Genomic DNA, 24,887 nt, shown 5'->3' with positions numbered 1-24,887 from the left:
GATGAGCCGCCTCGACAGCACGACGCGCCTGTTCGCGCTTGCCGCGCTGGCGGCCGCCCTCGGCGGCTGCGCCGGAGGGCAGGGCGACCTGGACCAGTGGATCGCGCAGGAAAAGGCCAAGAAGGGCGCGCCGCTCGATCCGTTGCCCGTCATCAAGACGTTCGAGACATTCGAGTACAAGGCCCAGGACCAGCGCGACCCGTTCGGTGCCAGCCGGCAGGAGCAGGAAGAGCTGGCGGCGGCCGACACCGGGCCGCGGCCGGACCAGAACCGGCCCAAGGAAGAGCTCGAGCGCTACCCGCTGGATGGCCTGAAGATGATGGGGACGCTGGGTTCCGGCGCGACGATGGAAGGCCTCGTGAAGGACCCGGACGGCATCATTCACCGCGTCCGGCCCGGCAGCTATCTGGGGCAGAACTACGGACGCATCACGGCGATGAGCGAGGGCCAGATCGATCTTGTCGAGCTGGTGCCGAACGGCGTTGGCGGATGGATGGAACGCCAGGCATCGATGGCGCTGACCGATACGAAGTGACCGACCCGTTGGGGGTAATGCAATGATCAAGGCAAACATCATGAACCCGGAGCGCGGATCGGGGTTGCGCAAGGTTCGCGCCCGGCTGCTCTGGTTGGTCGCACTGCTCGGCGTGGCGTCGACCGCGGCGCAGGCGCAGAACACGCTCGAGGCGATCGACTACACGGCCCTGCCGGGCGGGAAGGTCGAGATCACGTTGAAGTTCGCCGAGCCGGTCACCGACCCGCGCGCCTTCACGACCGACACGCCGCCGACGATCGCGCTCGACCTGCCCGACACCCGCAGCGCGCTGGCCAAGCGGCGCGTCGAGATCGGCACCGGCGCGACCGCCGGCGTCTCGGCCGTCGAGGCCGGTGGCCGCACCCGCGTGGTCGTGGATCTGTACCGGGCCGCCACCTATACGACGCGCATCAACGGCAATGCGCTCGTCGTCGCGGTCAACAATGGCATCGCCGGGGCGACCGGCGCGGGAGTCGCCGCAGCGCTCGCCGACCCGACCAAGGCGGTGTCGGCTCAGGGTGCGGAGCTGACCAACATCGATTTCCGCCGTGGCAAGACCGGCGAAGGACGGCTGATCGTCAGCTTCTCGCAGCCGGGCATCGCCGCCGACCTCAAGCGCGAGGGCGACCGCATCGTGCTCAACATCGCGAACGTGAAGCTGCCGCCGAACCAGGCGCAGCGCCTGGACGTCATCGATTTCGCCACGCCGGTCCAGTCGATCGAGACGCGCTCGCGCGGCAACGGCATCCGCATGGAGATCCAGGCGACGGCGCCGTACGAGCAGATGGCCTACCAGACCGGCAGCGAGTACATCGTCGAGATCGCGCCCAAGCGCGAGGAAGCCCCGGGCAAGGGACGCAACAGCGAGCCGAACTACACCGGCGAGCGGGTGACCTTCAACTTCCAGGACATTCCGGCGCGCTCGGTGCTGAACCTGCTCGCCGAGGTCTCGCAGGTCAACATCGTCGTCGCCGATACCGTCCAGGGCAACGTGACCTTGCGCCTGATCAACGTGCCGTGGGATCAGGCACTCGATCTCGTGCTGCAGGCCAAAGGCCTGGACAAGCGCCTGCAGGGCAACGTCATCTGGGTCGGCCCGCAGGAAGAGATCGCCAAGCGCGAGCAGGCACTGGCCGAGGCCCGCCTCAAGCGCGAGGAGCAGGAGGAACTGATCTCCGACTACATCCCGGTCAACTACGGCAAGGCCAAGGACATCGCCGAGCTGCTGACCAAGGACGCGCAGGGCAGCCAGGGGGGTGGCGGTGGTGCCTCGGGCGGCGGCGGGCGGCAGCAGGGCTTCCTTTCGGTGCGCGGTTCGGTGACCTTCGACGAGCGCACCAACACGCTGCTGGTCAGCGACATCCCGCCGAAGGTGCAGGAGGTCCGCCAGCTGGTCGCCGTGCTCGACCGGCCGGTGCAGCAGGTGCTGATCGAGTCGCGCATCGTGATCGCCACCGACAGCTTCGCGCGCGAGCTCGGTGCCCGCTTCGGCATCAGCGGCGGCTACGAGGACAACCACGGCAACGTGATCTCGACCGCCGGCTCGTCGCGCGCCACCGACGCGATGAGCAACATCGCGCTCAACAACCGCTTCAATGGCGGTCGCGGCCTGCCGGTGGTCAGACCGGGTACGATCCCGGGCACGGCCTCGCCCGGTGCGGGCGGCATCGCGGTGCCGACGCTGACCGACCGCCTCAACGTCAATCTCCCGGCGACGACGCCGGCCGGCAGCTTCGGTCTGGCGATCCTCGGTGCCGACTACCTGCTGGATCTGGAGCTTTCGGCCGCGCAGACCGAAGGCCGCGGCGAAGTGGTCTCGAGCCCGCGCGTCGTGACCGCCAACCAGAAGGAAGCGCTGATCAAGCAGGGCCAGGAAGTGGGCTACGTGACCTATCAGAACTCCGCCGCCGGCGGCGTCGGCACCGCCACGGTGCAGTTCAAGGAGGCCGTGCTGGAGCTGCGCGTCACGCCGACGATCACTGCGGACGACCGTGTCTACCTGAATCTCAACGTCAAGAAGGACGCGATCGCCGGCTACATCGAAGTGCCCGGCGGCGGTTCGGTCCCGCAGCTGGACAAGCGCGAGATGAACACCGGCGTCCTCGTCGACAACGGCCAGACGGTGGTGCTCGGCGGCGTCTACGAGGTCGAGAAGCGCGACGACCTGACCAAGGTGCCGCTGCTCGGCGACCTACCGATCCTCGGCAACCTGTTCCGCAAGACCGGGCGGACCGACACCAAGGCCGAGCTGCTGATCTTCGTGACGCCGCGCATCCTCAACGACAGCTTGAAATGAACCAATCCTATGGTGGCAGGAGCTGCCGCTCGCACATGCTTCTGAACGAAACGAGATTTCGGAGAACGATGATGACCTTTCACAGCAAGACCCTGGGATTGCTGCTCTCGGGCCTCGCACTGACGCTGGCCGGTTGCGGTGGCGGCGGCGGCGACGGCGGCGGCGCGACCAGCCCGCCGCAGAACGGCACGATCACGCTGAGCGCGACGTCGACGTCGTTGCCGCTCAATCCCCAGATGATCCTCACCAGCCCGGGCAACCCGTACACCGCCTCGGTCATGATCAGCTTCCGCAACTCGGCCGGGACCCTGACCTCGCCGAGCGGTGATGCCACCGTCACGACCAGCAATCCGGGTGTCGCCGCGGTCTCGTTCCCGGACGATCCGGAAACCGACGACATCAACGAGATGACCACCCGCTGGGTCACCTTCCCGTTGACGCTCAACAACGGCAGCAACACGTTCTTCGTGACCGCCGGCGACACCGCCGGCACGACCGTCGTGACGGTCTCGGCGGTCGATCCGCTCACGAGCCGCACCGTCACCAGCACGCTGACCTTCACGGTCGTCAGCGGCGGCGGCACGATGCCGGCCAACATCGAGATGGTGGCCACGCCCGACCGCGTCTACATGGAGAACTCGGGCGGCAACACCAACTCGATGATCCGCGCCGCCGTCACCGACGGTGGCGGCCAGTTCGTCGCCAACCCGAGCAACGCCGACAACCTGCGCTTCGAGATCGTCGGCAGTGATACCGGCGCCGGGCGCCTGGTCGCCGGCGCGCAGTCGGGCCGCTCGGTGACGACGGCGACCGTCAACGGCATCGCCAACGTCTCGTTCCAGGCCGGCAGCTTCCAGGGGCCGGTGCAGATCCGCGCGACGGCCGACCGCTCCGACAACAACGTCAGCAACGGCATCGCCGATCCGCTCAGCGTCACGACCACGGTGGTCGTCTCCGACGGCAAGCTCTACACGCTGAAGGTCACCTCGCCGCTGTTCGCCTCGGAACTGCCCGGCATCGAGATCAACAGCCTGCCGGTCGACGGTGGCGTGACGCCGGAGCCGGGTGACAACGGCGTGGTCATCCCGCCGAATCCGGATTCGACCCTGAGCCTGCGCGTGGCGGTGCTCGCCACCGACCGCCAGGGCAACCCGGTGCTGCCGGGCACGACGCTGCGCTTCGGCGCCGTCGACGCGCCGGTCGGCCAGTTCGGCACACCGAACGCGAACCGCTTCCTGATCGCCGGCAACGACGGCAATCCGACCGAAGGCGGCAATACCTTCGTCGCGCCGACCGGCCAGTTCCAGACCGCCGGCGGCGGCGCGGGACCGGGCGATGCGCTGGTCGTCTTCGGCAAGGCCGTGCAGGGCAATGCCGATCTGGAAACCGCGGTGACGGTCAGCAGCGTCAACAGCCAGACCAGCCTGACCGTCAACCCGGTGTTCAACCTCAACAACACCACCGGCAGTAGCGTCAACAACGGTCCGGTCCTGCCGTACCTGGTCGGCCGCGCGATGGAAGGCAACGTCACCGGCTCGGCCACCACCAACGACGTGGGTGTCGCGGTCGGCAAGCTGACCTACACCGTCCGCTCGGTCGGCAACGCGGTCGCGCTCTGGGCACAGGGCAACGGCACCGATACCGTCACCGGCGGCGCACGCCTGGTGACCGATGCGGTGACGCTGACCTATCCGGGTGTCGCGCCGGCGTCGATCAGCGCCTTCCCGAACCCGATCCGCGGCAACGTCCCGCAGACGGTCACGGTCTGCCTGACCGATGCGCTCGGCATCCCGCTGCGCGGCTTCCCGGTCGGCTTCGCGTTCCAGGGCTTGCAGGGTACCGGCTCGATCGACGGCGTGGCCTCCAACGGCCTGCTCGCCCGTACCACCGATGCCGACGGCTGCGTCGACGGCAACGTCGTCACCAGCGGCCTGCCGGTGTCGACGCTGAGCGGCAACAGCGGGCAGATCGTGTTCACCGGCGCCGGTGCCAGCACGACGATCGACATCATCGTCCAGCTCGCCGCGCTGCAGGCCTCGCCGAATGCGCTGGCGGTCAACTGCGTGCCGTACACCGCGCCGGTCGCGATCCGTGCGATCGACCAGGGCGGCGCTCCGATCGCCAACGTCAACGTCGCGGGCACCTGCTCGACCGGCATCACGGTGGCGCCGGGCAGCCTGGCGACCGGCACCGACGGCGTCGCCTCGTTCAACGTCACGGTCAATGCGGCGCTGACCGGGGACGGCCAGTGCACGTTCACGGCAACCGGCACGACGCGCAGCGTCATCGTCCCGGTGCGCTCGGCCACCGGTGGCTGGAGCCCGCCGCCGGGCGGTTGCTCGGCACCGTAGGCCGGATACGAAGCAATAGACGAAAAGGGGCTGCGCGAGCAGCCCCTTTTTTTATGGGGCCCGTCGGCGATCGGCGCGGCGGCCCGCGGCCGCGCCCCGTCGCCGGGCCGGGCGCTTCGCGGGACGCTTGTCGGAAACGCCGCGCGATGTCAGCCTTGCCGCGCGCCGCGTCGCGGCGATCCTGGACCGGCCTCGATGCGAAGCCACCGAAAATACGTCGCTGCAGGGTGTCCGATCTTCGCCGAGGGCGATCCGCCGACGGAGGCGTTCCTGATCGAAAGCGGTCAGGTCGAGATCAGCACGGTCCAGCACGGCGAGCCGCAGGTGCTCGGCCAGCTCGGGCCGGGTGAGCTCCTCGGCGAGATGGCCGTGCTCGACAGCTCGCGCCGATCGAGCTCGGCGCGGGCGCTGACCGACTGCGTGCTGCTGCCGATCGACCGCGACCAGTTCTCGGAGCGGCTGCAGGCCGCCGACCCGGTCGTCCGGGCGCTGCTGATGAGCCAGCTTGCGCGCTACCGCTCGGCATTGGCGACGCTGACGCGCGGTGCATCGCCCGCTTCGGAAGCGGCGGCGGGCACCGACATGGACTCGGGACTTGACAAGATCCGCCTGGAAGGCGACCTGCGCATGGCGTTGGACCGCGGCGACCTCGACGTGCGGCTGCAGCCGCTGCGGGACATGGCCGACGGGTCCACCGCCGGCTACGAGTCGCTGATCCGCTGGCGGCATCCGGTGCGAGGCGAGGTCTCGCCGGCCGAGTTCATCCGCGTGGCCGAGGAGACCTCGCTGATCCTGCCGGTCGGCGACTACGTGCTGGACCGGGTCTGCGCGATGCTGGCCGAGCTGCGCAACCGCCAGCGCCGGCCGCTGCCGTTCATCGCGCTGAACGTCTCGGCGCGCCAGATCGAGGACACCGGCCTGGTCAGCCGCTGGCTGGCACGCCTGGAGCAGTACGGCCTGCCGCCGGACCGCCTGCGCATCGAGATCACCGAAAGCCTGATGTTCGACACCCAGCGCATCGTCCAGTTGCTCGAGGAATGCCACCGGGCCGGCATGCGCGTGGCCTTGGACGACTTCGGTACCGGCTACGCGAATCTGGGCGTCCTGGCCGATCTCCGGTTCGACGTGATCAAGCTCGACCGCAGCCTGGTCCGCAGGCTGTCCTCGCCGCGCGGCCTGGCGCTGGTCAGGGCGGTGGTGGGGCTGGCGCACAGCCTGCAATGCGACGTCGTCGCCGAGGGGGTCGAGACCGAAACCCAGTACACGCTGCTGCGCGAGCTGGGCTGCCGCTATGCGCAGGGCTGGCTGGTCGGCCATCCGCTGCCGCTCGAGGACGTCATCGCTTCGTGACGGGGTTGGCGCCGCGGCGCTGAACCAATGCGCCGCGGCGCTGTCCACAGCCGTGCCCCGCGCGTTCGCGTGCGATCATACTGGCCGTTTCCACATCCCCTCATGGACATGCCCGACACTGCTACGGCTTCGGCCGCATTCGCCGCGCTGCGCGCGGAACTGGTCACCCGGATCATCGGCCAGGAGGCGCTGGTCGACCGCCTGCTGATCGCCCTGCTGGCCGACGGCCATCTGCTGGTCGAAGGGGCGCCCGGCCTGGCCAAGACCACGGCCATCAAGGAGCTCGCGTCGCGGATCGAAGGCGATTTCCACCGCATCCAGTTCACGCCGGACCTGCTGCCGGCGGACCTGACCGGAACCGAGATCTACCGGCCGCAGTCGGCGACGTTCGAGTTCCAGCAGGGCCCGATCTTCCACAACCTGATCCTCGCCGACGAGGTCAACCGCGCGCCGGCGAAGGTGCAGTCCGCGCTGCTGGAGGCGATGGGCGAGCGTCAGGTGACGGTCGGGCGGACCACCTATGGCCTGCCGGACCTGTTCCTGGTCATGGCCACACAGAACCCGATCGAACAGGAGGGCACCTATCCGCTGCCCGAGGCCCAGCTCGACCGGTTCCTGCTGCACGTGCGCATCGACTATCCGCAGGCGGCGGCCGAATCGGCGATCCTCCAGCTGGCGCGGGCCCGGGCACGCGAGACGCTGGCCGTTTCCGCCCCTCCCGTGCGTTTGTTGAACCAGGCGCAGATCTTCGCCGCGCGACGCGAGGTATTGGACATTCATCTCGCGCCGCAGTTGGAGGAGTACCTGCTGCAGCTGGTGTTGGCGACGCGGGAACCTTCCCGCTACGGCGACGACCTGCCGCGCTGGATCGCCTTCGGTGCCAGTCCTCGTGGAACGATCGCCCTGGATCGCTGCGCACGCGCGCACGCCTGGCTGGCCGGTCGTGACTACGCGACGCCCGAGGATGTTCACGCGGTTGCTGCGGATGTCCTGCGCCATCGCGTGCTGTTGAGCTACGAGGCGGAAGCGGAAGGCATCCAGGCCGATCGTGTCGTCGGCCTGCTGCTGGAGCGGGTGCCTCTGCCCTAGGGAATGGACCACGGAATCTTAAGGATGCGCAGCAGCGAAACGGGGGGGAGCGACAAGGGGGGGAATCCGTTCCCGAGCGGGAGCGGTACTTTCGGCCAACGAACGATCCTTCGCGGTTGATACCGCCCATGTCCGCAACCGCTACCGATCTCGACGAACTCATCGCGCTGCGCGTGCTGGCCCAGGGCGGCCGCCTGGCCGAGCCGCGCCGCTCCGCCGCGGTGCGCAGCGGCAGCCATGCCTCGCGCTGGCGCGGCCGCGGCGTGGATTTCCGCGAATCGCGCATCTACCAGGCGGGCGACGACATCCGTCACATGGATTGGCGCCTGACCGCGCGCAGCGGCCGCGCGCATACGAAGGTGTTCGAGGAAGAGCGCGAGCAGGGCCTGCTGCTGGCGGTCGATTTCAACCCCGGCATGCGCTTCGGTACGCGCAAGCGCTTCAAGAGCGTGCAGGCCGGACGTGCCGCGGCCCTGCTCGCATGGCTGGCGGCCGATGGCGGGGATCGCGTCGGCCTGATCGGCTTCGGCGGCGGCATCGGCGGCGAGGTCAAGCCGGCGGGCGGCCGTCGCGGCGTGCTGCGCGTGCTGCGCGCGCTGCGCGACTGGGATGCGGCCGCCGATCCGGGCCTGCTGGCGCCCTGGTCGTCGGTGATGCCGCGCATCCGCCGCCTGCTGCGGCCGGGCATGCGCTTGGTGGTACTGAGCGACGGGTTCGACGCCGATCCGGCCGCCTGGTCGCCGCTGGCGCAACTGGCGGCCCGTCACGACATCGCCGCGGTGCTGTTGCGCGACGCGCTCGAGATGGCGCCGCCGCCGCCGGGCCGCTATGCACTCAGCAGCGGCGGCGTGAAGCAGACGCTGGATTTTTCCGACGCGCACCTGCGCGCGGAATGGCCGCGCCATTTCTCGGCCGCGCGCGATCGCGTGCGCGCCGAGAGCCTGCGCATCGGCGTGCGCGTGCTCGAGCTGGATACCGACGCGGACCTGAAGCGGACGCTGGCACCGCTGCTGGCTCGCTCGCGCGTGGTGACGGGCATCGCATGAACGCCGAAGCGCCGGTCCTGCGCGACATCCACCTGCCGCCCGAGCCGGCGTGGTGGCCGCCGGCGCCCGGCTGGTGGGTGCTGGCCGTGCTGGTGCTGGCCGGTGCGTGCTGGCTCGCCTGGCGGTTGCGCGGCCGGCGCCGTGTGCGTCGCTGGCGCGGCGACGTGCTGGCCGAACTGGACCGCCTGGCCACCGATACGAGCGACCCGGTGCGCCTGGCCGGCGGCGTTTCGCTGCTGCTGCGGCGCGCCAGCCTGCTGATCGACCGCCAGGCTGCCGCGCTTCCCGGCGAGGCCTGGCTGGCCTTCCTCGACCGCCACGGCGAAGGCGGCTTCGCCGACGGCCCCGGCCGGGTCCTGCTCGATGCGCCGTACCGGCGCAGCAGCGACATCGACCCGTCGGCTTTGCTGCAGCTGGCGCGGCGCTGGCTGGAGCGGGCGCTGGCGACGGAGCATCCCCGTGTTTGAGCTGGCCTGGCCCTGGCTGCTCGCCGCACTGCCGCTGCCGCTGCTGGCGGCCTGGCTGCTGCCACGCGGGCGGACCGGCAGCGGCAGCGCACTGCGCCTGCCGCATCCGGGGCTGGTGCTCGACACCGCCTCGCAACCGGCGCCGGTGCCGCGCTTGCGGCGCTGGCTCGCGCTCGCCGCCTGGCTGCTGCTGGTGGTCGCCGCTGCGCGGCCGCAATGGCTCGGCCCGCCCGAGGACGTGGCCCGCACCGGCCGTGACCTGTTGCTCGCCGTCGACACCTCCGGCAGCATGAGCATCGAGGACATGCAGCTCGGTTCCACGACGGTGCCGACGCCGCGCTTCAACGTGATCCAGGCGATCGGCGCCGACTTCGTCGAGCGGCGCAAGGGCGACCGCGTCGGCCTGATCCTGTTCGGCAGCCGCGCCTATCTGCTGGTCCCGCTGACGTTCGATCTCGGGACCGTGGCGCGCCAGCTGCACGAGTCGGCGATCGGGCTGGCCGGGCGCGAGACGGCGATCGGCGATGCGGTGGGCCTGGCAGTCAAGCGCCTGCGCGACCGGCCCGAGAACCAGCGCGTGCTGGTGCTCCTGACCGACGGCGTCAACAACGCCGGCGAACTCGATCCGCGCAAGGCCACGGAGCTGGCCGGCGCCAACCACGTGCGCATCTACACGATCGGCATCGGCGCCGAGGCAATGCGGGTGGACAGCCTGTTCGGCAGCCGCATCGTCAACCCGTCCGAGGACCTGGACGAGGCGATGCTGCAGGCCATGGCGGAGCAGACCGGCGGGCGCTACTTCCGCGCGCGCAACAGCGGCGAGCTGGCCGGCATCTATGCCGCCATCGACCAGCTCGAGCCGGCCGCCGACAAGGCCGACAGCCTGCGCCCGGTCCAGGAGCTGTACTGGCCGCCGCTGGCCCTCTCGCTGCTGGCCGGCGGCTTTGCGCTGGTGCTGCCGGGCTTCCGGCTGCGCGGCCTGCAGGCCGGCCCGTGACGTCCGCGCTGGCCGACTTCCACTTCCTGCGGCCGCTCTGGCTGCTGGCCCTGCTGGCGTTGCCGCTGCTGCTGGCGAGCGGGCGCCTGCGCCGCGCCGATGCCGGCGCCTGGCGCCACGCGGTCGACCCGCAGCTGCTGCCGCATCTGCTCGAAAGCGGCGACGACCGGGCCGGGCGCGGTTCGCGCTGGGTCGCGGCGGCGGCCTGGACGATCGGCTGCCTGGCGCTGGCCGGTCCCGCCTGGGAACGCGAGCCGATGCCGCTGTACCGCAACGAGTCGGCCCGTGTCATCGTGCTGGAGCTGGCCCCGTCGATGCTCGCGCAGGACCTCAAGCCGAGCCGCCTGGAGCGGGCCCGCCACAAGATCGGCGACATCCTCGACCGCAGCCGCGACCAGCAGACGGCGCTGATCGGCTATGCCGGCGACGCATTCGTCGCGGCGCCGCTGACCGACGACGTCAACACCGTGCGCAACCTGGTGCAGGCGCTCGATCCGACCGTCATGCCGGTCTCCGGCAACGCGACCGGCCGCGCGATCGAGCGCGCGGTCGACCTGATCCGGCAGGCCGGCGCCCGCAGCGGCGAGATCATCGTGATCGCCGACAGCGCGTCCGCCGATGCCGCCGCTGCGGCCGCGGCCGCGGCGGCGCAGGGCCTGCACGTCTCGGTACTCGCCGTCGGCACGGCGGCCGGCGCGCCGGTGGCCTTGCCCGACGGCGGCTTCCTCAAGAGCCCCGGCGGCGAGATCCTCGTGCCCAAGCTGGAGGAGGATCGCCTGCAGGCGGTGGCCGCCGGCGGCAAGGGACGCTACGTCGCAGTGAGCGCCGACGGCGGCGACCTGGATGCCTTGCTCGGCTCGGCACCGGCGACACGCGGCAACGCGACGGAACTGGATGATGCCGCCCGGAGCGCGCGCTTTCGCGATCGCGGGCCGTGGCTGCTCCTGCTGATGCTGCCGGTCGCGCTGGCGGGCTTCCGCCGGGGCTGGCTGATGGCGCTCGCCGTGTGCGTGGTGCTGCCGGCGCCGCACGCCGGTGCGGCCTCGCTGGCCGATCTCTGGCGGCGCCAGGACCAGCAGGCGGCGGCGGCGCTGAGCGCCGGCGACGCCAAGACGGCGCTGGAGGTGGCCCGTTCACCGGACTGGCGCGGCAGCGCGGCGTTCCGCGCCGGCGACTACCAGGCGGCCGTGCAGGCCTGGCAGCAGGCCGAAGGCGCCGAAGCGGCCTACAACGAGGGCAATGCACTGGCCAAGCTCGGCAAGTACGAGGAGGCCATCGCCGCCTACGATCGCGCGCTCGGTCAGGCGCCCGACATGGCCGATGCGAAGGCCAACCGGCAGGCGATCGAGGAGTGGCTCGAGCAGCAGCAGGCGCAACAGCCGTCCTCGCCGCCGCCGGAAGGGCAGCCGGGCGAGACCGGGGAGTCCCAGCCCGAGGGGCAGGGACAGGACCCCGGCCAGTCCGGTGAGCCGTCGCAGGGCGGGCAGGGCGGCCAGTCCGCGCCGGCACAGGATCCGGCCGCCGACGGCCAGCAGGGCCAGGACGAACCGGCTTCGTCCGGCACGCCGAAGGATGCCGGCGACGGCAAGGCCTCCGACGCCGGCAAGCCCGACGATCCCGCGTCCACGGAGGCCGAACGGGCCGGCCAGAAGCAGGCGCTTTCCGAAGCCATCGACCAGGCGCTGGCGCAGGGCAAGGGCGGCCAGGCACCGGCAGCCGGCGAGCCGAAGAAGCCCGGCGAAGCCCCTGCGCTGTCGGCCCAGGAAGCGGCCGACCAGGAACAGCAGCAGGCGATGAAGCAATGGATGGAGAGGATCCCCGACGATCCCGGCGGCCTGCTGCGGCGCAAGTTCCTGCTCGAGTACCAGCGCCGGCAGCAAGGCGGAGGAAACGGCCCATGATGATTCGAATGGCGCGCGGCATCGTCGCGGCGCTGGCGCTGCTCTTCGCCGCGCTGGCCGGTGCGGCCGACGGCGGCGTTCGCGCCTGGCTCGACCGCGACACGATGCAGCTCGGCGAAAGCGTGACCTTGAACGTCGAGAGCCAGGGCGGCGGCGGGCAACCCGACTTCTCGGCGCTCGATCGCGATTTCCGCCAGTTGGGCACGCAGTCCAGCCGCCAGGTCAACATCGTCAACGGCGCGACTGCCGTGAAGACGCTGTGGGCGGTCGCGCTCGAACCCAAGCAGGAGGGCGTGCTGACCGTACCGGCGATCACGGTCGGTGGCGCGCAGACCGAGCCGCTGACGCTGACGGTGCTGCCGCAGCCGTCCGGCGCCCAGGGCAAGCCCGGCGACGACATCTTCGTCGAGGTCACCGCCGATCCACTGGCGCCCTACGTCCAGCAGCAGATCCGTTATGCGGTCAAGCTCTACTTCGCCTTCGACCTGACCGACGGCAACCTCGGCGAGCCGAAGGCCGATGGACTGGTCGTGCAGCGGCTCGGCCAGGATCGCCGCTATGTCGCCAACATCGGCGAGCGCCGGTATCACGTCGTCGAGCGTCACTACGCGCTGATCCCCGAGGCGAGCGGCACGCTGCGCATCCCGGCCCTGGTGTTCCGCGGCAGCGCGCTGGACCCGCGCGACCCGACCGGTTTCTTCAATCGCGGCCGGGCGGTCTCGGCCAGTTCGGATGCGGTCGATCTGCATGTCCGGCCGCGGCCGGCCGCCTGGGGGGCGGGCGCGTGGCTGCCCGCGGTCGAGCTGACGCTGAGCGACGAGAGTGACCTGCCGGCCGAGGTGCGTGTCGGCGATCCGGTCACGCGCACGGTGCGGCTGCGCGCGCAGGGACTGGGCTACGAGCAGTTGCCGGAGCTGGAGTTCCCGGTCCTGGACGGCGCCGAGATCTATCCGGACAAGTCGCAGGTGACCACGCGCGACGACGGCACCTGGCTGTTCGGCGAGCGCGTGCGCAAGTTCGCCGTGGTGCCGACGCGTCCGGGCAAGCTGGAGCTGCCGGCGCTCGCGATACGCTGGTGGAACACCACCACCGGCAGCGAAGCCACGGCGGTACTGCCGGCGCGTACGGTGGACGTGCTGCCGGCCGCGGCCGGTGCGGCACCGCCGCCGGTGGCGAGCCCGGCCGTTCCCGCCGCAACCGCCGACCCGGCGCCGCCGCCGGCATCGGGCGAGGCACCCGCCGTGGTCGCTTCGACCCGCACCTGGCAATGGGTGGCGATCGCCGGCTTCGGCCTCTGGCTGGCGACGCTGGTACTGTGGTGGCGGCGCTCGCAGCGCCGGGCGCCGGTGGCAGCGCCTGCCACGTCACCGGTTGCCGATGCGGGGACTGCGCGGACCCTGTTCCTGCGAGCGGCCGCACTCGGCGAGCTGGCCGGTGCCGAGCGCAGCCTGATCGCCTGGGCCCGGGTCGAACGCCCGCAGCTGCGCAACGTGGGCGAGGTCATCGCCGAACTGGCCGACGACGAACAGCGCGAAGCCCTGCTCGCGCTGCAACGTGTGCGCTACGCCGATGCGCCGGCGGACGGACTCGGCGCACGCCTGGAGCGGTCGTTCCGCGGCGGTCTCCGCTGGCGCGACCGGCCACGATCGCGCGAAGCGGCTTCGGTCTTGCCGGCGTTGTACCCGGATCGCTGAAACGCAGCGCGCGCGGTCACGGCTCGCACAGCGGTTCGCCGATGGCCTGGACGATCAGCGGCGAGAAGCCTTCGCCATTCGCACCGGCATCCGTGACCCAGCCGTGCCAGCGTCCCGGACCTGCTGCAGGATCCGGCAGCGCCAGGCCGCGCAGGGTGCCTCCGGCATCGAGGATCATCCGGCGGCCCGCGGCGCCGTCCTCGTCTTCGCGGTAGGTGATACGGAGTCCCGGCTGGCCAAGCCGGTTGCCGGTCGTCTCCACGTGCAGTTCCCGTACCGCGACCGGCCGTACCGCGCCGGCCTGCACGGGCTTGCCGAGGCAGCGAACCTCGGGCCAGGCGTACATCGCGATGCCGCGATCGGCCAGCAGCGGCAGCGCCGCGGCCAGCTCGTCCGCGACGGTCTCGCCGAGCGCCAGGTCCGGCGGCAGCACGCCGACGGCGGCCGCGGTCGCCACCTGTTCGGCCCGGACCTGCATCGATCGCGCGAGCAGGACCATCCAGAACGTGCTGGGCAGCACCAGCAGCGCCACGGCCAGGACGGCGGCCGGGCGCAGCCGGCCACCGGGGCGCAGCACGGCGGCGACCAGCAGGCCGGCCCAGAACAGGCTCGACCAGGGCAGGTAGCGCGGTGCGTGCACCTGGTCCGGGAATTGGATGAAGTAGCCGGTCCGCGAGATCGCGACCAGACCGCCGACGGCCAACCCGAACCAGGCGATGCCGAGCGCCACGCGCCGGGCGGGATCGGTGTCCGCGGGCGCGCGCCAGGCCCGCCAGGAGGCGGCCAGCAGGGCGAGGCCGCCGGCCGCGCCGACCAGGGCCTGCGGAAGCGGAGAGGTCTGCACCGGTCCGAACAGGTTCGTGAACGCGACGGCGATCGCGGTCGCCGCCCGCGCCGTGACGCCGCCGGGCAGTTGCCCGGCGACCGCCGGGTCGACCAGCGGCCAGAGGACGTAGACGAATGGCGTGGCCAGCCAGCGCAGCAGCACGATCGCCTGTGCGGCAGGATCGATCACCAGCGTTCCGGTGACGCTCGCCGTCGCACCGCCCAGGTAAAGCGCCAGCGCCGTCGCCAGGCCCGCCAGCAGGACCACCCAGGCCGCGGACCTCGCACGCCCGAGTGCGAGGACGACGGCCAGCGCGGCGAAGCTGGCGATCCCGCTGCCGAACGACAGCGTCGCCAGCAGGGCCAGCAGGGTCGCCGCCACGGTCGCCCGCAGCGTCGGCTGCGGTCTGGCGACCTGGACGAGGGCGCCGAACAGGCACAGCACGATCAGGTAGACGCGCACCGACTCGTGGTCGTGCGCGAGCGCCCGTTCGTTGCCGAGCCAGAACAGGCCGAGCACCGCGATCAGCGCCGCCGCCGCGCGCCGGCCGGCGTCGATCCGGGCACCGGCGATCGAGCGCAGCCAGATGCCGGCGGCCGCCAGCGCGAGCACCAGTCCGAGCACGATCGCCGCCGCGGCCTGGCCGTCCAGGCCGTGCAGCGTGATCCAGCGCACCAGGTTCGGCAGCACTTCGCGGTGCCCGTTGTCGGCCGACACCACGCCCGCGAGGAACGGCTGCTCGAGCAGCTTGGCGTAGAGGCGCCATTGGTCCGCGTACGGCGTGCGCGGTGCCAGAACGAGCATCGCCGCGGCGCCCGCGACGAGATAGGCCGCGGCGGCGGCGAGGCAGGCGATCGCCGGGCGGCCGAGCGGCGAGCGGACGGGCACCATGCGCAGCGTCAGAGCGGCCGGAGCAGGACGATCACCGCGCCGGTGCCGCCTTGTGCGGGGCGCGCCGAAGCGAACGCGAGCACGTCGGCACGCCGGCGCAGCAGCTGGTCGGTCAGCTTCTTCAGCACCGGGCCGTCGGCCTTGGACCGCAGTCCCTTGCCGTGGACGATGCGCACGCACAAGGCACGCTCGCGCCGGCACGCGTCGATGAACTGGCCGATCGCCTCGCGCGCGACCGGCACGGTCATCTGGTGCAGGTCGATCTCGGCACTGACACTGAACTGGCCGCGCCGCAGGCGCCGCAGCAGGCGCGGCGACTGACCCGCCTGCAGCCAGACCAGTTCCTCGCCGACCTCGATCGCCGCCGGATCGAACGGATGGTCGAGCAACTCGTGGCGGACCGCCGCTTCGTCACGCAGGAACTGCAGCGGCTCGGCCGGCGGCCGTGGCCGCGGCGGGGCAGTGGTGCCGCCGCGTTCGAGCGGACGCACCGGGCCGATCGCGTCGCGGAACAGCTGGCGGTCTTCGTCGTCGGGCGGTGGTGCCGGCTTCATCGTGCCAGCCTACGCGGAAAACGCGCTTTTTTCCCGCGTGCGACGCCACGGCTGCCGCACCGGGCCGGATGCGATCGCCGCGAGCGACCGCGCCGGCCCTCGACGATCCGGCCGCTGGCCGAGGCGACGGCACCGGTCGTACCGCAGCCGGGTTAAGAGCGGGGGACGAATCCGGTATCATCCACACTTTCCTCCGATGCCTCGGCAGGTGCTGGCTGCAGCGCCACGGTGCCGGTGCGCAACGGGTTTTCGTCGAGGGGTGCGATGCGGGTTCTTGTCAGCAACGATGACGGCGTGGACGCTCCGGGGATCGGCGTGCTCGCGCATCGCCTGCGCGAAGTGGGCGAGGTCACCGTGGTGGCTCCCGATCGCGACCGGTCCGGCGCCAGCAACTCGCTCACGCTCGATCAGCCGATCCGGGTCGCGCACCTGGGCGACGGGCGCTACCGCGTGGCCGGCACGCCGACCGACTGCGTCCATCTCGCCTTGTCGGGCCTGCTCGAGCAAGAACCCGACATCGTCGTCTCGGGCATCAACAACGCCGCCAACCTCGGCGACGACGTGATCTATTCGGGCACCGTCTCGGCGGCGATGGAAGGGCGCTTCCTGGGCCTGCCGGCGATCGCCGTGTCGCTGGTCACGGTCGACCACAAGGGCATCCACTACGACAGCGCCGCCAACGCGGTGCTGCTGCTGATCAACAAGCTGCTGCGCGATCCGCTGCCGGCCGACACGATACTCAACGTCAACGTGCCGGACCGGCCGTGGGACAGCATCGAGGGCTTCGCGGTCACGCGCCTGGGCCGGCGTCACCGTTCCGCGCCCTGCGTGCCGCAGACCGACCCGCGCGGCCAGCCGATCTGGTGGATCGGGCCGGCCGGTGCCGCCGAGGACGACGGACCGGGCACCGATTTCCATGCGGTGCGCGAAGGTAAGGTGTCGATCACGCCGATCCACGTGGACCTGACGCGCTACCAGGCGCTGGAGAAGGTCGGCGGCTGGGTGCAGTCGCTGCACACGCGCAACGGAGCGTCCGCGTGAGCCCGCCCCGGTGAGCCTGTTCTCGCATCGCAACCCGCAGGCGCAGGGCGTGGGCATGACGTCGCAGCGCGCGCGCGACCGCATGGTCGAGCGCCTGCAGGCCGACGGCATCCGCGACCGGCGCGTGCTCGACGTGATCCGCCATCTTCCGCGCCACCAGTTCATCGACGAGGCGCTGGCCTCGCGCGCCTACGAGGACACCGCCCTGCCGATCGGCCGCGGCCAGACCATCTCGCAGCCGTGGGTGGTCGCCCGCATGACCGAGGCGCTGATCGAGCACGGCCTGCCCGGACGCGTGCTGGAGATCGGTACCGGGTCGGGCTATCAGGCGGCCGTGCTGGCCGGCCTGGTCGCCACCGTCTACACGGTCGAGCGCATCGAGGAACTGCTGCGCTCGGCGCGGCGGCGCTTCAGGGCGCTGGGCATCGCCAACATCCGCTCCAAGCACGACGATGGGCGGCTGGGCTGGCCGGAGGAAGCGCCGTTCGACGCGATCCTCGTCACCGCTGCCGATGCCGAGCTGCAGGTCGCCCTGCTGCAGCAGCTCGCGCCGCAAGGGTGCCTGGTCGCGCCGGTCGGGCCGCCGGGACGCCAGGTGCTGACGCGGATCCGCGCCGGCGAGGACGGCTGGCTGCGCGAGGCACTCGGGCCGGTGAGCTTCGTGCCGCTGCTGGGAGGCACCGGATGAAGCTGTTCGGACCGTTGTACGAACGCGCGATGCGCTGGGCGGCGCATCCGCGCGCGGTGTCGCTGCTGGCGGGCCTGAGTTTCGTCGAGGCGATCATCTTCCCGGTGATGCCCGAGGTCATGCTGGCGCCGATGACACTGGCGCGACCCAAGCACTGGTTCCGCTATGCGACGATCAGCCTGATCGGCTCGCTGACCGGTGCCGTCGTCGGCTATGCGCTCGGCCACTTCGCGTTCGCGGCACTGCAGCCGGTGATCCAGTGGCTCGGCTGGGGGCCGGCGATCGACGCGCACGTGGCGCACCTGCGCGAGGTCGTCGCGCAATCGCCGTGGCAGGCGTTCTGGCTGCTGGTGCTGGCCGGCTTCACGCCGATACCGCTGAAGATCTTCACCTGGGCCGCCGGCATCGTCGGCGTGCCGATCGTGCCGTTCCTCGCCAGCATGCTGGTCGGCCGCGGCAAGCGCGTCTATCTGCTGTGCGGCCTGATCCGGCTTGGGGGCAAGCGGGCTGAACAGGCGCTGCACCGCTGGATCGAGGTGATCGGCTGGGGGGTCATCGGCTTGATCGTCCTGCTGGTAATCTACTTTAAGTTCTGGCACTAACTGGCTGACATGGCAGGAATGCTTTTCCGCGAACGCTGCGTAGGGTGCTGCCAGGCCGGGCTACTGCTGGTGCTGGCGCTGCTGGCCGGCTGTGCCTCCACCGGCCCGGCGCCGGTCGAGGACCGCAGCGGCCGCGCGCCGCGCAGCGCCGCCGCACCGGCGCGGGCCACCGCGCCGGTGCCCGACGGTGCCACCCACCGGGTGGCCCGGGGCGATACCTTGTACGGCATCGCGTTCCGCAACGGCCTGGACTACCGTGACCTGGCGCGCTGGAACGGCATCGATGCGCCCTACACGATCCGCGTCGGCGAGCAGCTGCGCCTGACCGATCCGTCCCGGCGGGCGGCGACGGCGGCACCGTCGCGGCCGCCGGTCCCGCCACCGACGGCAGCAAAGCCGGCCCCTGTGTCACCGGCCGCGCCGGCGCCCGCCGTGGTCGCCGCGCCTGCGCCGCCCCCTTCGTCGTCGCCGTCGGCACCGCGTCCGGCATCGCCGCCCCCGCCGGCGTCCACGCCCGCCGCGACGCCGCCTCCGGCCCCGGCCCCGGTGGCCTCCGCACCGGCGGGGGCGGTCGCCTGGCGCTGGCCGCTTTCGGGTTCCGTGCTGGCCGGCTACGTGGCCGGCGATCCGGCGCGCTCGGGTGTCGACATCGCCGGCAAGGCGGGTGGGCAGGTGGTCGCCGCCGCCGACGGCGAAGTCGTCTACAGCGGCAACGGGCTGGTCGGCTACGGCGAGCTGGTCATCATCAAGCACAGCCCGTCGCTGCTGTCGGCCTATGCCCGCAACGGTCGCCGTCTGGTGGAGGAGCGCGCACAGGTCAAGGCCGGCCAGCCGATCGCCGAGCTGGCCAGCAGCCGGCCGGTCCTGCATTTCGAGATCCGCAGGAACGGCAAGCCGATCAACCCGCTCGAATACCTGCCTTCGCGCTAAGCTTGCGTGATGGCAGGACCACCGTCCCGGGATCCCGCAACGGAAGACGACATCCTCGAGCTGCTCGACGCGATCGAGCCTCAGGACGACGAGGCGCGCTCGTCGACCGGCGTCTACCTCAACGAGATCGGCCTGATCCCCCTGCTGAACGCCGAGCAGGAATGGGCGCTGGCCGAGCGCGTGCACCGCGGCGACGTCGAAGCGCGCCGGCGCATGATCGAGTCGAACCTGCGCCTGGTCGTCACCGTCGCGCGCGCCTACGTCGGGCGCGGCCTGCTGCTGATCGACCTGATCGCCGAGGGCAATCTCGGCCTGATCCGCGCGGTCGAACGATTCCGCCCGGAGCGGCGGCTGCGCTTCTCGACCTATGCGGTCTGGTGGATTCGCCACGCGGTCCAGCAGGCGGTCATGCACCAGGGCCGGACGGTGCGGCTGCCGGTGCACGTATTGCGCGGGCTGGCCCAGGCGCTGCGCGCCGACCGCGAACTGACCACCCATCTGGGCCGTTCGCCGACGCTGGATGAGCTGGCGCAGGCGACCGGCAAGGCGCCGGCGGACCTGTCCGACCTGTTCCGGATCAGCGAAGGCATCAGCTCGCTCGATGCGCCGCTTTCCGAGGACGACAGCCGTGCGCTGATCGAGCAAATTGCCGACGAGGACGACCGCGCGGCCGCGAGCCCGGCCGCGGCCGATCCGGCCGGCCTGCAGTTGCCGCAGTGGCTGGACCATCTCAATCCGCGCCAGCGTCTGGTCGTCGAGCGGCGCTTCGGCCTGCAGGAGCAGCCGGTCCAGTCGCTGGCCGAGATCGCCCGCGACCTCGGCGTCACGCGCGAACGCGTCCGCCAGATCCAGGAGGATGCGCTGCGCAAGCTGCGCCGCCTGATGCAGTAGCGAGCCTGCGGGCGACGGGCCTGCCAGGTCGGGAGACGGATCGGGCGGGGCCTTCTCCGTGTGCCGTCGCGGCACCGGCGGACGGAATCGGCGGCACCGGACGAAAGGCGAGTGCGCCGCCAGCGGCGCGCCGGTGGGGCGGATCGGCTATCCGGGCAGGACGAAGGCGGCCACGACACGCCGGCCTTCGGCGGCCAGCAGGTTGTAGGTGCGCCCCGCCGCGGCATTGTCCATGACCTCCACGCCGATGCCCCGGCGCATCAGCGTCACCAGGTGCTCGCGTGGCGGGAACACCTGGCGCACGCCGGTACCGATCAGGACCAGTTCCGGCTGCAGCGCCAGCAGTGCGGCGACGGCGTCCGCGCCGATCGCCGCGGCCTCGCGGACCGGCCACGCCTCGACGATGGCGTCCGGCGCGAGCAGGAAGCTGGCGCGCAGCTCGCGGTCGATCACGGTGACCGCTTCCGGCGTGCAGCCTCGAATGAAGAAGTAGCCTTCGGGGCGGTCGTGGATCAGTTGCACGGGGCGTTGGTTCCGGACGCCGGCCCTACTTGGGCAGGCTGATCGCCGGCTGGTCGGGGTTGCGGCGGTACAGGCAGATGATGCCGCCGATCGCCTGCACCAGCTCGGCGCGGCTGGCGGCCAGGATCGCCGCGATCTGGTCCTGGCGCTGGTCGCGATCGCCCGCCAGGCGGACCTTGACCAGCTCGTGATGCGTCAGGGCCAGGTCCAGTTCGGCCAGCAGCGCGTCGCTGATACCGCGCTGGCCGACCTGGACCAGCGGATGCAGGGGATGCGCGAGCCCGCGCAGGTAGCGTTTCTGGTTCGGGTTCAACGACATGAACGGATTCGGATGGTGAGAAGGCGGCAACGGGGGCCGGGAAGCCTTTCAGGGTATCATGCAAGCCGTGTCGAACCTCTGTTTCCCATGGCGCGCAGCAAATCCAGCCATCGTTGGCTCAAGGAACATTTCGCCGACCCGTACGTCAAGCGCGCCCAGGCCGAGGGCTGGCGCTCGCGGGCGGTATTCAAGCTCGAGGAACTGATCGAGCGCGACGACCTGCTCCAGCCGGGCATGACCGTCGTGGATCTGGGTGCCGCGCCGGGCGGATGGTCGCAGATGGTGCGCGACCGGCTCGGCGACCGCGGCCGCGTGATCGGACTGGACATCCTGCCGATGCAGGGCATCGCGGGGGTCGATTTCATCGAGGGCGATTTTCGCGAGGAGAGCGTGCTGGCCACGCTGGAGCAGACCCTGGACGGCACGCCGGTCGATCTTGTGCTTTCGGACATGGCCCCCAACATGAGCGGCATGACCGCGGTGGACCAGCCCCGGGCGATGCACCTGGCCGAACTGGCCGAGGCGTTCGCGGCGGAGCACCTGCGGCCGGGCGGGGCCTATCTGACCAAGTTGTTCCACGGCCCGGGTTTCGACGATTACGTCAGGCGCTTGCGCGCGGCCTACCAGCGCGTCAGCATCCGTAAGCCGAAAGCCTCGCGGGCGCGCAGTCCCGAGGTCTACGCGCTGGCCACCGGCAAGCGCTAGGCAGCGGGAAGGGCGGCGCCGGATGCCGCGGAAGGTGGTTTGGGTGATATCACGGTTCGGCCGGAGCGGCGCGCACCAGAACGGCAAGAGGCGGGAACAGCAAGCATGAATGACATGGCCAAGAATCTGTTGCTCTGGGTGGTGATCGCAGTCGTCCTGCTCACCGTCTTCCAGAGCTTCAACCCGCGTGGCGCGGAAAGCCGCGAGCCGGTCTCCTATACCGAGTTCATGGCGCAGGTCCGCAACGGCCAGGTCGACCAGGTCACCGTCGGCAACGACAACCGCTCGCTCGAGGCGACCCTCAAGAACGGCTCGACGCTGCGCACGACCTTCCTGCCGACCGACAGCAACATCGACGAGCTGCAGAAGAACGTCGCCAAGGTCATCGTGCAGCCGCCCGACAACCGCACCTCGGTGCTGCGCATGCTGTTCGAGTGGCTGCCGATCCTGCTGTTCATCGGCATCCTGATCTATTTCATGCGCCAGATGCAGGCCGGCGCCGGCGGGCGCGGCGCGATGTCGTTCGGCCGGTCGCGCGCCAAGCTGCAGGGCGAGGACCAGATCAAGATCACCTTCGCCGATGTCGCCGGCTGCGACGAGGCCAAGGAGGAGGTCTCCGAACTGGTCGACTTCCTGCGCGACCCCTCCAAGTTCACCAAGCTCGGCGGCAAGATCCCGCGCGGCGTGCTGATGGTCGGCTCGCCCGGCACCGGCAAGACGCTGCTGGCGAAGGCGATCGCCGGCGAGGCCAAGGTGCCGTTCTTCTCGATCTCCGGCTCGGATTTCGTCGAGATGTTCGTCGGCGTGGGCGCGGCGCGCGTGCGCGACATGTTCGAGCAGGCCAAGAAGCACGCGCCGTGCATCATCTTCATCGACGAGATCGACGCGGTCGGCCGTCATCGCGGTGCCGGCCTCGGCGGCGGGCACGACGAGCGCGAGCAGACCCTCAACCAGCTGCTGGTCGAGATGGACGGCTTCGAGGGCAGCGAGGGCGTGATCGTCATCGCCGCCACCAACCGCCCCGACGTGCTCGACCCGGCGCTGCTGCGCCCGGGCCGCTTCGACCGCCAGGTCGTCGTGCCGCTGCCGGACATCAAGGGCCGCGAGCACATCCTCAAGGTGCACATGCGCAAGGTGCCGGTCGCCGCCGACGTCGAGCCGATCGTCATCGCGCGCGGCACGCCGGGCTTCTCCGGCGCGGACCTGGCCAACCTCGTCAACGAGGCGGCGCTGTTCGCCGCGCGCGAGAACGCGCGCGAGGTGACGATGCTGCATTTCGAGCGCGCCAAGGACAAGATCATGATGGGTGCCGAGCGGCGCTCGATGATCATGAGCGAGGACGAGAAGAAGCTGACCGCCTACCACGAGGCCGGCCATGCGATCGTCGGCCTGTCGGTGCCGCTGCACGATCCGGTGCACAAGGTCACGATCATCCCGCGCGGCCGCGCGCTCGGCGTCACGATGTACCTGCCCGAGCAGGACCGCCACAGCTACAGCAAGACCGAGCTGGCCAGCCGGTTGGCGAGCCTCTACGGCGGCCGCGTCGCCGAGGAGCTGATCTTCGGCGAGGACCGCGTCACCACCGGCGCCTCCAACGACATCGAGCGCGCCACGCAGATGGCGCGCAACATGGTCACCAAGTGGGGCCTGTCGGACGAGATGGGTCCGATCGCCTACGGCGAGCAGGAGGACGAGGTGTTCCTCGGCCGCTCGGTGACCCAGCACAAGAACGTCTCGGACGCGACCGCACGCAAGATCGACGAGGTCGTGCGCAGCATCCTGGGCCGCGAGTACGCGCGTGCGAAGGACATCCTGACAGAGAAGATGGACGTCCTGCACGCGATGGCCGACGCGCTGCTGACCTACGAGACGATCGACCGCGAACAGGTCGAGGACATCATGCAGGGCCGCACGCCCAAGCCGCCGAAGGACTGGAGCGGCCCGCCGAAGAAGGCGGGCGGCGAGGGCGGCAGCCGCGGCGGCGAGAGCCCGATCGGCGGGCCGGCCGTGCAGCCGCGCGCGGCCGCCGACTGACCAACGTCCTCGCCGTGCGGCGTGGCCTTCGCGGCCGCGGCCGCGCGGCCGACGGACCTGCCATCCGACGGGCCGCCTTGTGCGGCCCGCGTCTTTTCCGGGGGAGTCACGATGTTCGCCATCTCGCTCGACTGCAACGGCCGCCCGCTGGTCCTCGATCGCCCGCGCATCGCGGGCATCCTCAACGTGACGCCTGATTCGTTCTCCGACGGTGGCCGCTGGCCGGACGTGGGGCGAGCGGTCGAGCAGGGCCTGCGCCTGGCGGCCGAAGGGGCCGACCTGATCGACGTCGGCGGCGAATCGACGCGTCCGGGAGCCGAGCCGGTCGACGCCGCCGCCGAGATCGCGCGCGTGGTGCCGGTGATCGAGGCGCTGGCGCGGCAATCGGCGGTGCCGATCTCGATCGATACCTCCAAGCCCGAGGTGATGCGCGCGGCGGTCGCCGCCGGTGCCGGGCTGGTCAACGACGTCTACGCGCTGCGCCTGGACGGTGCGCTGGAGGCCGTCGCCGCGCTCGGCGTGCCGGTGTGCCTGATGCACATGCAGGGCGAGCCGCGCACGATGCAGGCGGCGCCCGAGTACGCCGATGTCGTCGCCGAGGTCCACCGGTTCCTGGCCGAGCGGCTGTTCGCCTGCCAGATGGCCGGCATCGACAAGAAGAAGATCCTCGTCGATCCGGGCTTCGGCTTCGGCAAGAACCTCGAACACAATCTTGCGCTGCTGCGCGAGCTGCGCCGCTTCGCCGAACTCGGGCCGGTCTTCGCCGGGCTTTCGCGCAAGGCGATGATCGGCACGCTGACCGGCCATGCCGAGGTCGAAGCGCGCGCTGCCGGCTCCGCGGCGGCGGCATTGATCGCCGTGCAGCGCGGCGCGGCGATCGTGCGCGTGCACGACGTGGCGATCACGCGCGATGCGCTGGCGGTCTGGCAGGGCGTGGCGGCCGGCGAGAAGCCGTCCGCGGCCCGCGCCGCGGCGGGTACGCCGCGCACGCCCTGGGACGAGGACTGAGCCGACGGCTCAGCGGCTGCGCGCGGCGCCGTCGCGCGGCGATCGGCGCCGCGGTAATCCAGGATCGGCCGCGGCCATGCGCCCTGCACTCGCCGTTGTGTCGCCTCGCAGGTGCCTGCCGCGGCGACGGCGACGTTCGGGCAGGACCGG

At 71.3% G+C, this 24,887-nt stretch carries 22 protein-coding genes; 18 read left to right on the top strand and 4 right to left on the bottom strand.

Going from position 1 to position 24,887, the window contains the following annotated elements; all coding sequences use genetic code 11:
- Nucleotide 1 precedes the first annotated feature (1 nt).
- The 10 genes from I596_RS09835 to I596_RS09790 all read left to right on the top strand — a co-directional run bounded on the left by I596_RS09835 (nt 2) and on the right by I596_RS09790 (nt 13,726).
- Nucleotides 2-535, top strand: coding sequence for a pilus assembly protein PilP (locus I596_RS09835; protein WP_067647125.1), 534 nt, complete (start codon nt 2-4; stop codon nt 533-535).
- Between the two features lie 22 nt (nt 536-557).
- A complete protein-coding gene (locus I596_RS09830; RefSeq protein WP_223303806.1) occupies nt 558-2,831 on the top strand; it encodes a type IV pilus secretin PilQ in 2,274 nt (757 codons plus the stop codon).
- 71 nt (nt 2,832-2,902) lie between these two features.
- Complete coding sequence (locus I596_RS09825; RefSeq protein ID WP_223303805.1) at nt 2,903-5,182, top strand: hypothetical protein; 2,280 nt, start codon at nt 2,903-2,905, stop codon at nt 5,180-5,182.
- A 195-nt stretch (nt 5,183-5,377) separates the two neighbouring features.
- A complete protein-coding gene (locus I596_RS09820) occupies nt 5,378-6,532 on the top strand; it encodes an EAL domain-containing protein (RefSeq protein ID WP_067647119.1) in 1,155 nt (384 codons plus the stop codon).
- 102 nt (nt 6,533-6,634) lie between these two features.
- A complete protein-coding gene (locus I596_RS09815) occupies nt 6,635-7,621 on the top strand; it encodes an AAA family ATPase (RefSeq protein WP_067647116.1) in 987 nt (328 codons plus the stop codon).
- Nucleotides 7,622-7,749: 128 nt separating this feature from the next.
- A complete protein-coding gene (locus I596_RS09810) occupies nt 7,750-8,667 on the top strand; it encodes a DUF58 domain-containing protein (RefSeq protein ID WP_067647113.1) in 918 nt (305 codons plus the stop codon).
- A complete protein-coding gene (locus I596_RS09805; RefSeq protein WP_067647110.1) occupies nt 8,664-9,134 on the top strand; it encodes a DUF4381 domain-containing protein in 471 nt (156 codons plus the stop codon). Before I596_RS09810 ends, I596_RS09805 begins: the two co-directional genes overlap by 4 nt.
- Nucleotides 9,127-10,131 carry a vWA domain-containing protein gene (locus I596_RS09800; protein WP_067647107.1) on the top strand — a complete coding sequence of 335 codons (1,005 nt, stop codon included), beginning with the start codon at nt 9,127-9,129 and terminating at the stop codon, nt 10,129-10,131. The genes I596_RS09805 and I596_RS09800 overlap by 8 nt, the downstream gene beginning before the upstream one ends.
- Nucleotides 10,128-12,032 (top strand): VWA domain-containing protein, encoded by a 1,905-nt coding sequence (locus I596_RS09795; RefSeq protein ID WP_067647104.1) that lies wholly within the window; start codon nt 10,128-10,130, stop codon nt 12,030-12,032. Before I596_RS09800 ends, I596_RS09795 begins: the two co-directional genes overlap by 4 nt.
- Nucleotides 12,029-13,726 carry a BatD family protein gene (locus tag I596_RS09790; RefSeq protein ID WP_190278889.1) on the top strand — a complete coding sequence of 566 codons (1,698 nt, stop codon included), beginning with the start codon at nt 12,029-12,031 and terminating at the stop codon, nt 13,724-13,726. The genes I596_RS09795 and I596_RS09790 overlap by 4 nt, the downstream gene beginning before the upstream one ends.
- A gap of 16 nt (nt 13,727-13,742) precedes the next feature.
- Here I596_RS09790 and I596_RS09785 read toward each other — a convergent pair whose 3' ends face one another.
- Nucleotides 13,743-15,443 (bottom strand): hypothetical protein, encoded by a 1,701-nt coding sequence (locus I596_RS09785; RefSeq protein ID WP_067647098.1) that lies wholly within the window; start codon nt 15,441-15,443, stop codon nt 13,743-13,745.
- Nucleotides 15,444-15,451: 8 nt separating this feature from the next.
- Nucleotides 15,452-15,997, bottom strand: a complete 546-nt coding sequence (locus I596_RS09780) for a Smr/MutS family protein (protein WP_067647095.1) — start codon at nt 15,995-15,997, stop codon at nt 15,452-15,454.
- Between the two features lie 264 nt (nt 15,998-16,261).
- Between I596_RS09780 and surE the strand changes: the two genes are divergently transcribed.
- From surE to I596_RS09755, 5 genes are read left to right on the top strand one after another with little or no spacing between them, the layout of a single operon-like run.
- Nucleotides 16,262-17,038 carry a 5'/3'-nucleotidase SurE gene (gene surE, locus I596_RS09775; protein WP_067647092.1) on the top strand — a complete coding sequence of 259 codons (777 nt, stop codon included), beginning with the start codon at nt 16,262-16,264 and terminating at the stop codon, nt 17,036-17,038.
- 55 nt (nt 17,039-17,093) lie between these two features.
- Nucleotides 17,094-17,726 (top strand): protein-L-isoaspartate(D-aspartate) O-methyltransferase, encoded by a 633-nt coding sequence (locus I596_RS09770; RefSeq protein WP_067651712.1) that lies wholly within the window; start codon nt 17,094-17,096, stop codon nt 17,724-17,726.
- Complete coding sequence (locus I596_RS09765) at nt 17,723-18,328, top strand: YqaA family protein (protein ID WP_067647089.1); 606 nt, start codon at nt 17,723-17,725, stop codon at nt 18,326-18,328. The genes I596_RS09770 and I596_RS09765 overlap by 4 nt, the downstream gene beginning before the upstream one ends.
- A gap of 18 nt (nt 18,329-18,346) precedes the next feature.
- Nucleotides 18,347-19,258, top strand: a complete 912-nt coding sequence (locus tag I596_RS09760) for a peptidoglycan DD-metalloendopeptidase family protein (RefSeq protein ID WP_067647086.1) — start codon at nt 18,347-18,349, stop codon at nt 19,256-19,258.
- A 9-nt stretch (nt 19,259-19,267) separates the two neighbouring features.
- Complete coding sequence (locus I596_RS09755; protein WP_067647083.1) at nt 19,268-20,149, top strand: sigma-70 family RNA polymerase sigma factor; 882 nt, start codon at nt 19,268-19,270, stop codon at nt 20,147-20,149.
- A 147-nt stretch (nt 20,150-20,296) separates the two neighbouring features.
- On the opposite strand, the gene I596_RS09750 is transcribed toward I596_RS09755, so the two are convergent.
- Both I596_RS09750 and yhbY read right to left on the bottom strand, forming a co-directional pair.
- The gene (locus I596_RS09750; RefSeq protein WP_067647080.1) at nt 20,297-20,671 is read right to left on the bottom strand and encodes an Mth938-like domain-containing protein; all 375 of its coding nucleotides are present in this window, start codon (nt 20,669-20,671) and stop codon (nt 20,297-20,299) included.
- Between the two features lie 25 nt (nt 20,672-20,696).
- A complete protein-coding gene (yhbY, locus tag I596_RS09745) occupies nt 20,697-20,990 on the bottom strand; it encodes a ribosome assembly RNA-binding protein YhbY (protein WP_067647071.1) in 294 nt (97 codons plus the stop codon).
- Between the two features lie 87 nt (nt 20,991-21,077).
- Between yhbY and rlmE the strand changes: the two genes are divergently transcribed.
- The 3 genes from rlmE to folP all read left to right on the top strand — a co-directional run bounded on the left by rlmE (nt 21,078) and on the right by folP (nt 24,737).
- The gene (gene rlmE, locus I596_RS09740; protein WP_067647070.1) at nt 21,078-21,695 is read left to right on the top strand and encodes a 23S rRNA (uridine(2552)-2'-O)-methyltransferase RlmE; all 618 of its coding nucleotides are present in this window, start codon (nt 21,078-21,080) and stop codon (nt 21,693-21,695) included.
- Between the two features lie 105 nt (nt 21,696-21,800).
- A complete protein-coding gene (ftsH, locus tag I596_RS09735; RefSeq protein ID WP_067647067.1) occupies nt 21,801-23,729 on the top strand; it encodes an ATP-dependent zinc metalloprotease FtsH in 1,929 nt (642 codons plus the stop codon).
- A 111-nt stretch (nt 23,730-23,840) separates the two neighbouring features.
- Nucleotides 23,841-24,737 (top strand): dihydropteroate synthase, encoded by an 897-nt coding sequence (gene folP, locus I596_RS09730; protein WP_067647065.1) that lies wholly within the window; start codon nt 23,841-23,843, stop codon nt 24,735-24,737.
- Nucleotides 24,738-24,887: the final 150 nt, after the last annotated feature.

This window comes from Dokdonella koreensis DS-123, from assembly GCF_001632775.1.
GTDB lineage: Bacteria > Pseudomonadota > Gammaproteobacteria > Xanthomonadales > Rhodanobacteraceae > Dokdonella > Dokdonella koreensis.
The sequence above is the reverse complement of the archived record's forward strand: the minus strand, read 5'-3'. Positions and strand labels throughout refer to the sequence as shown.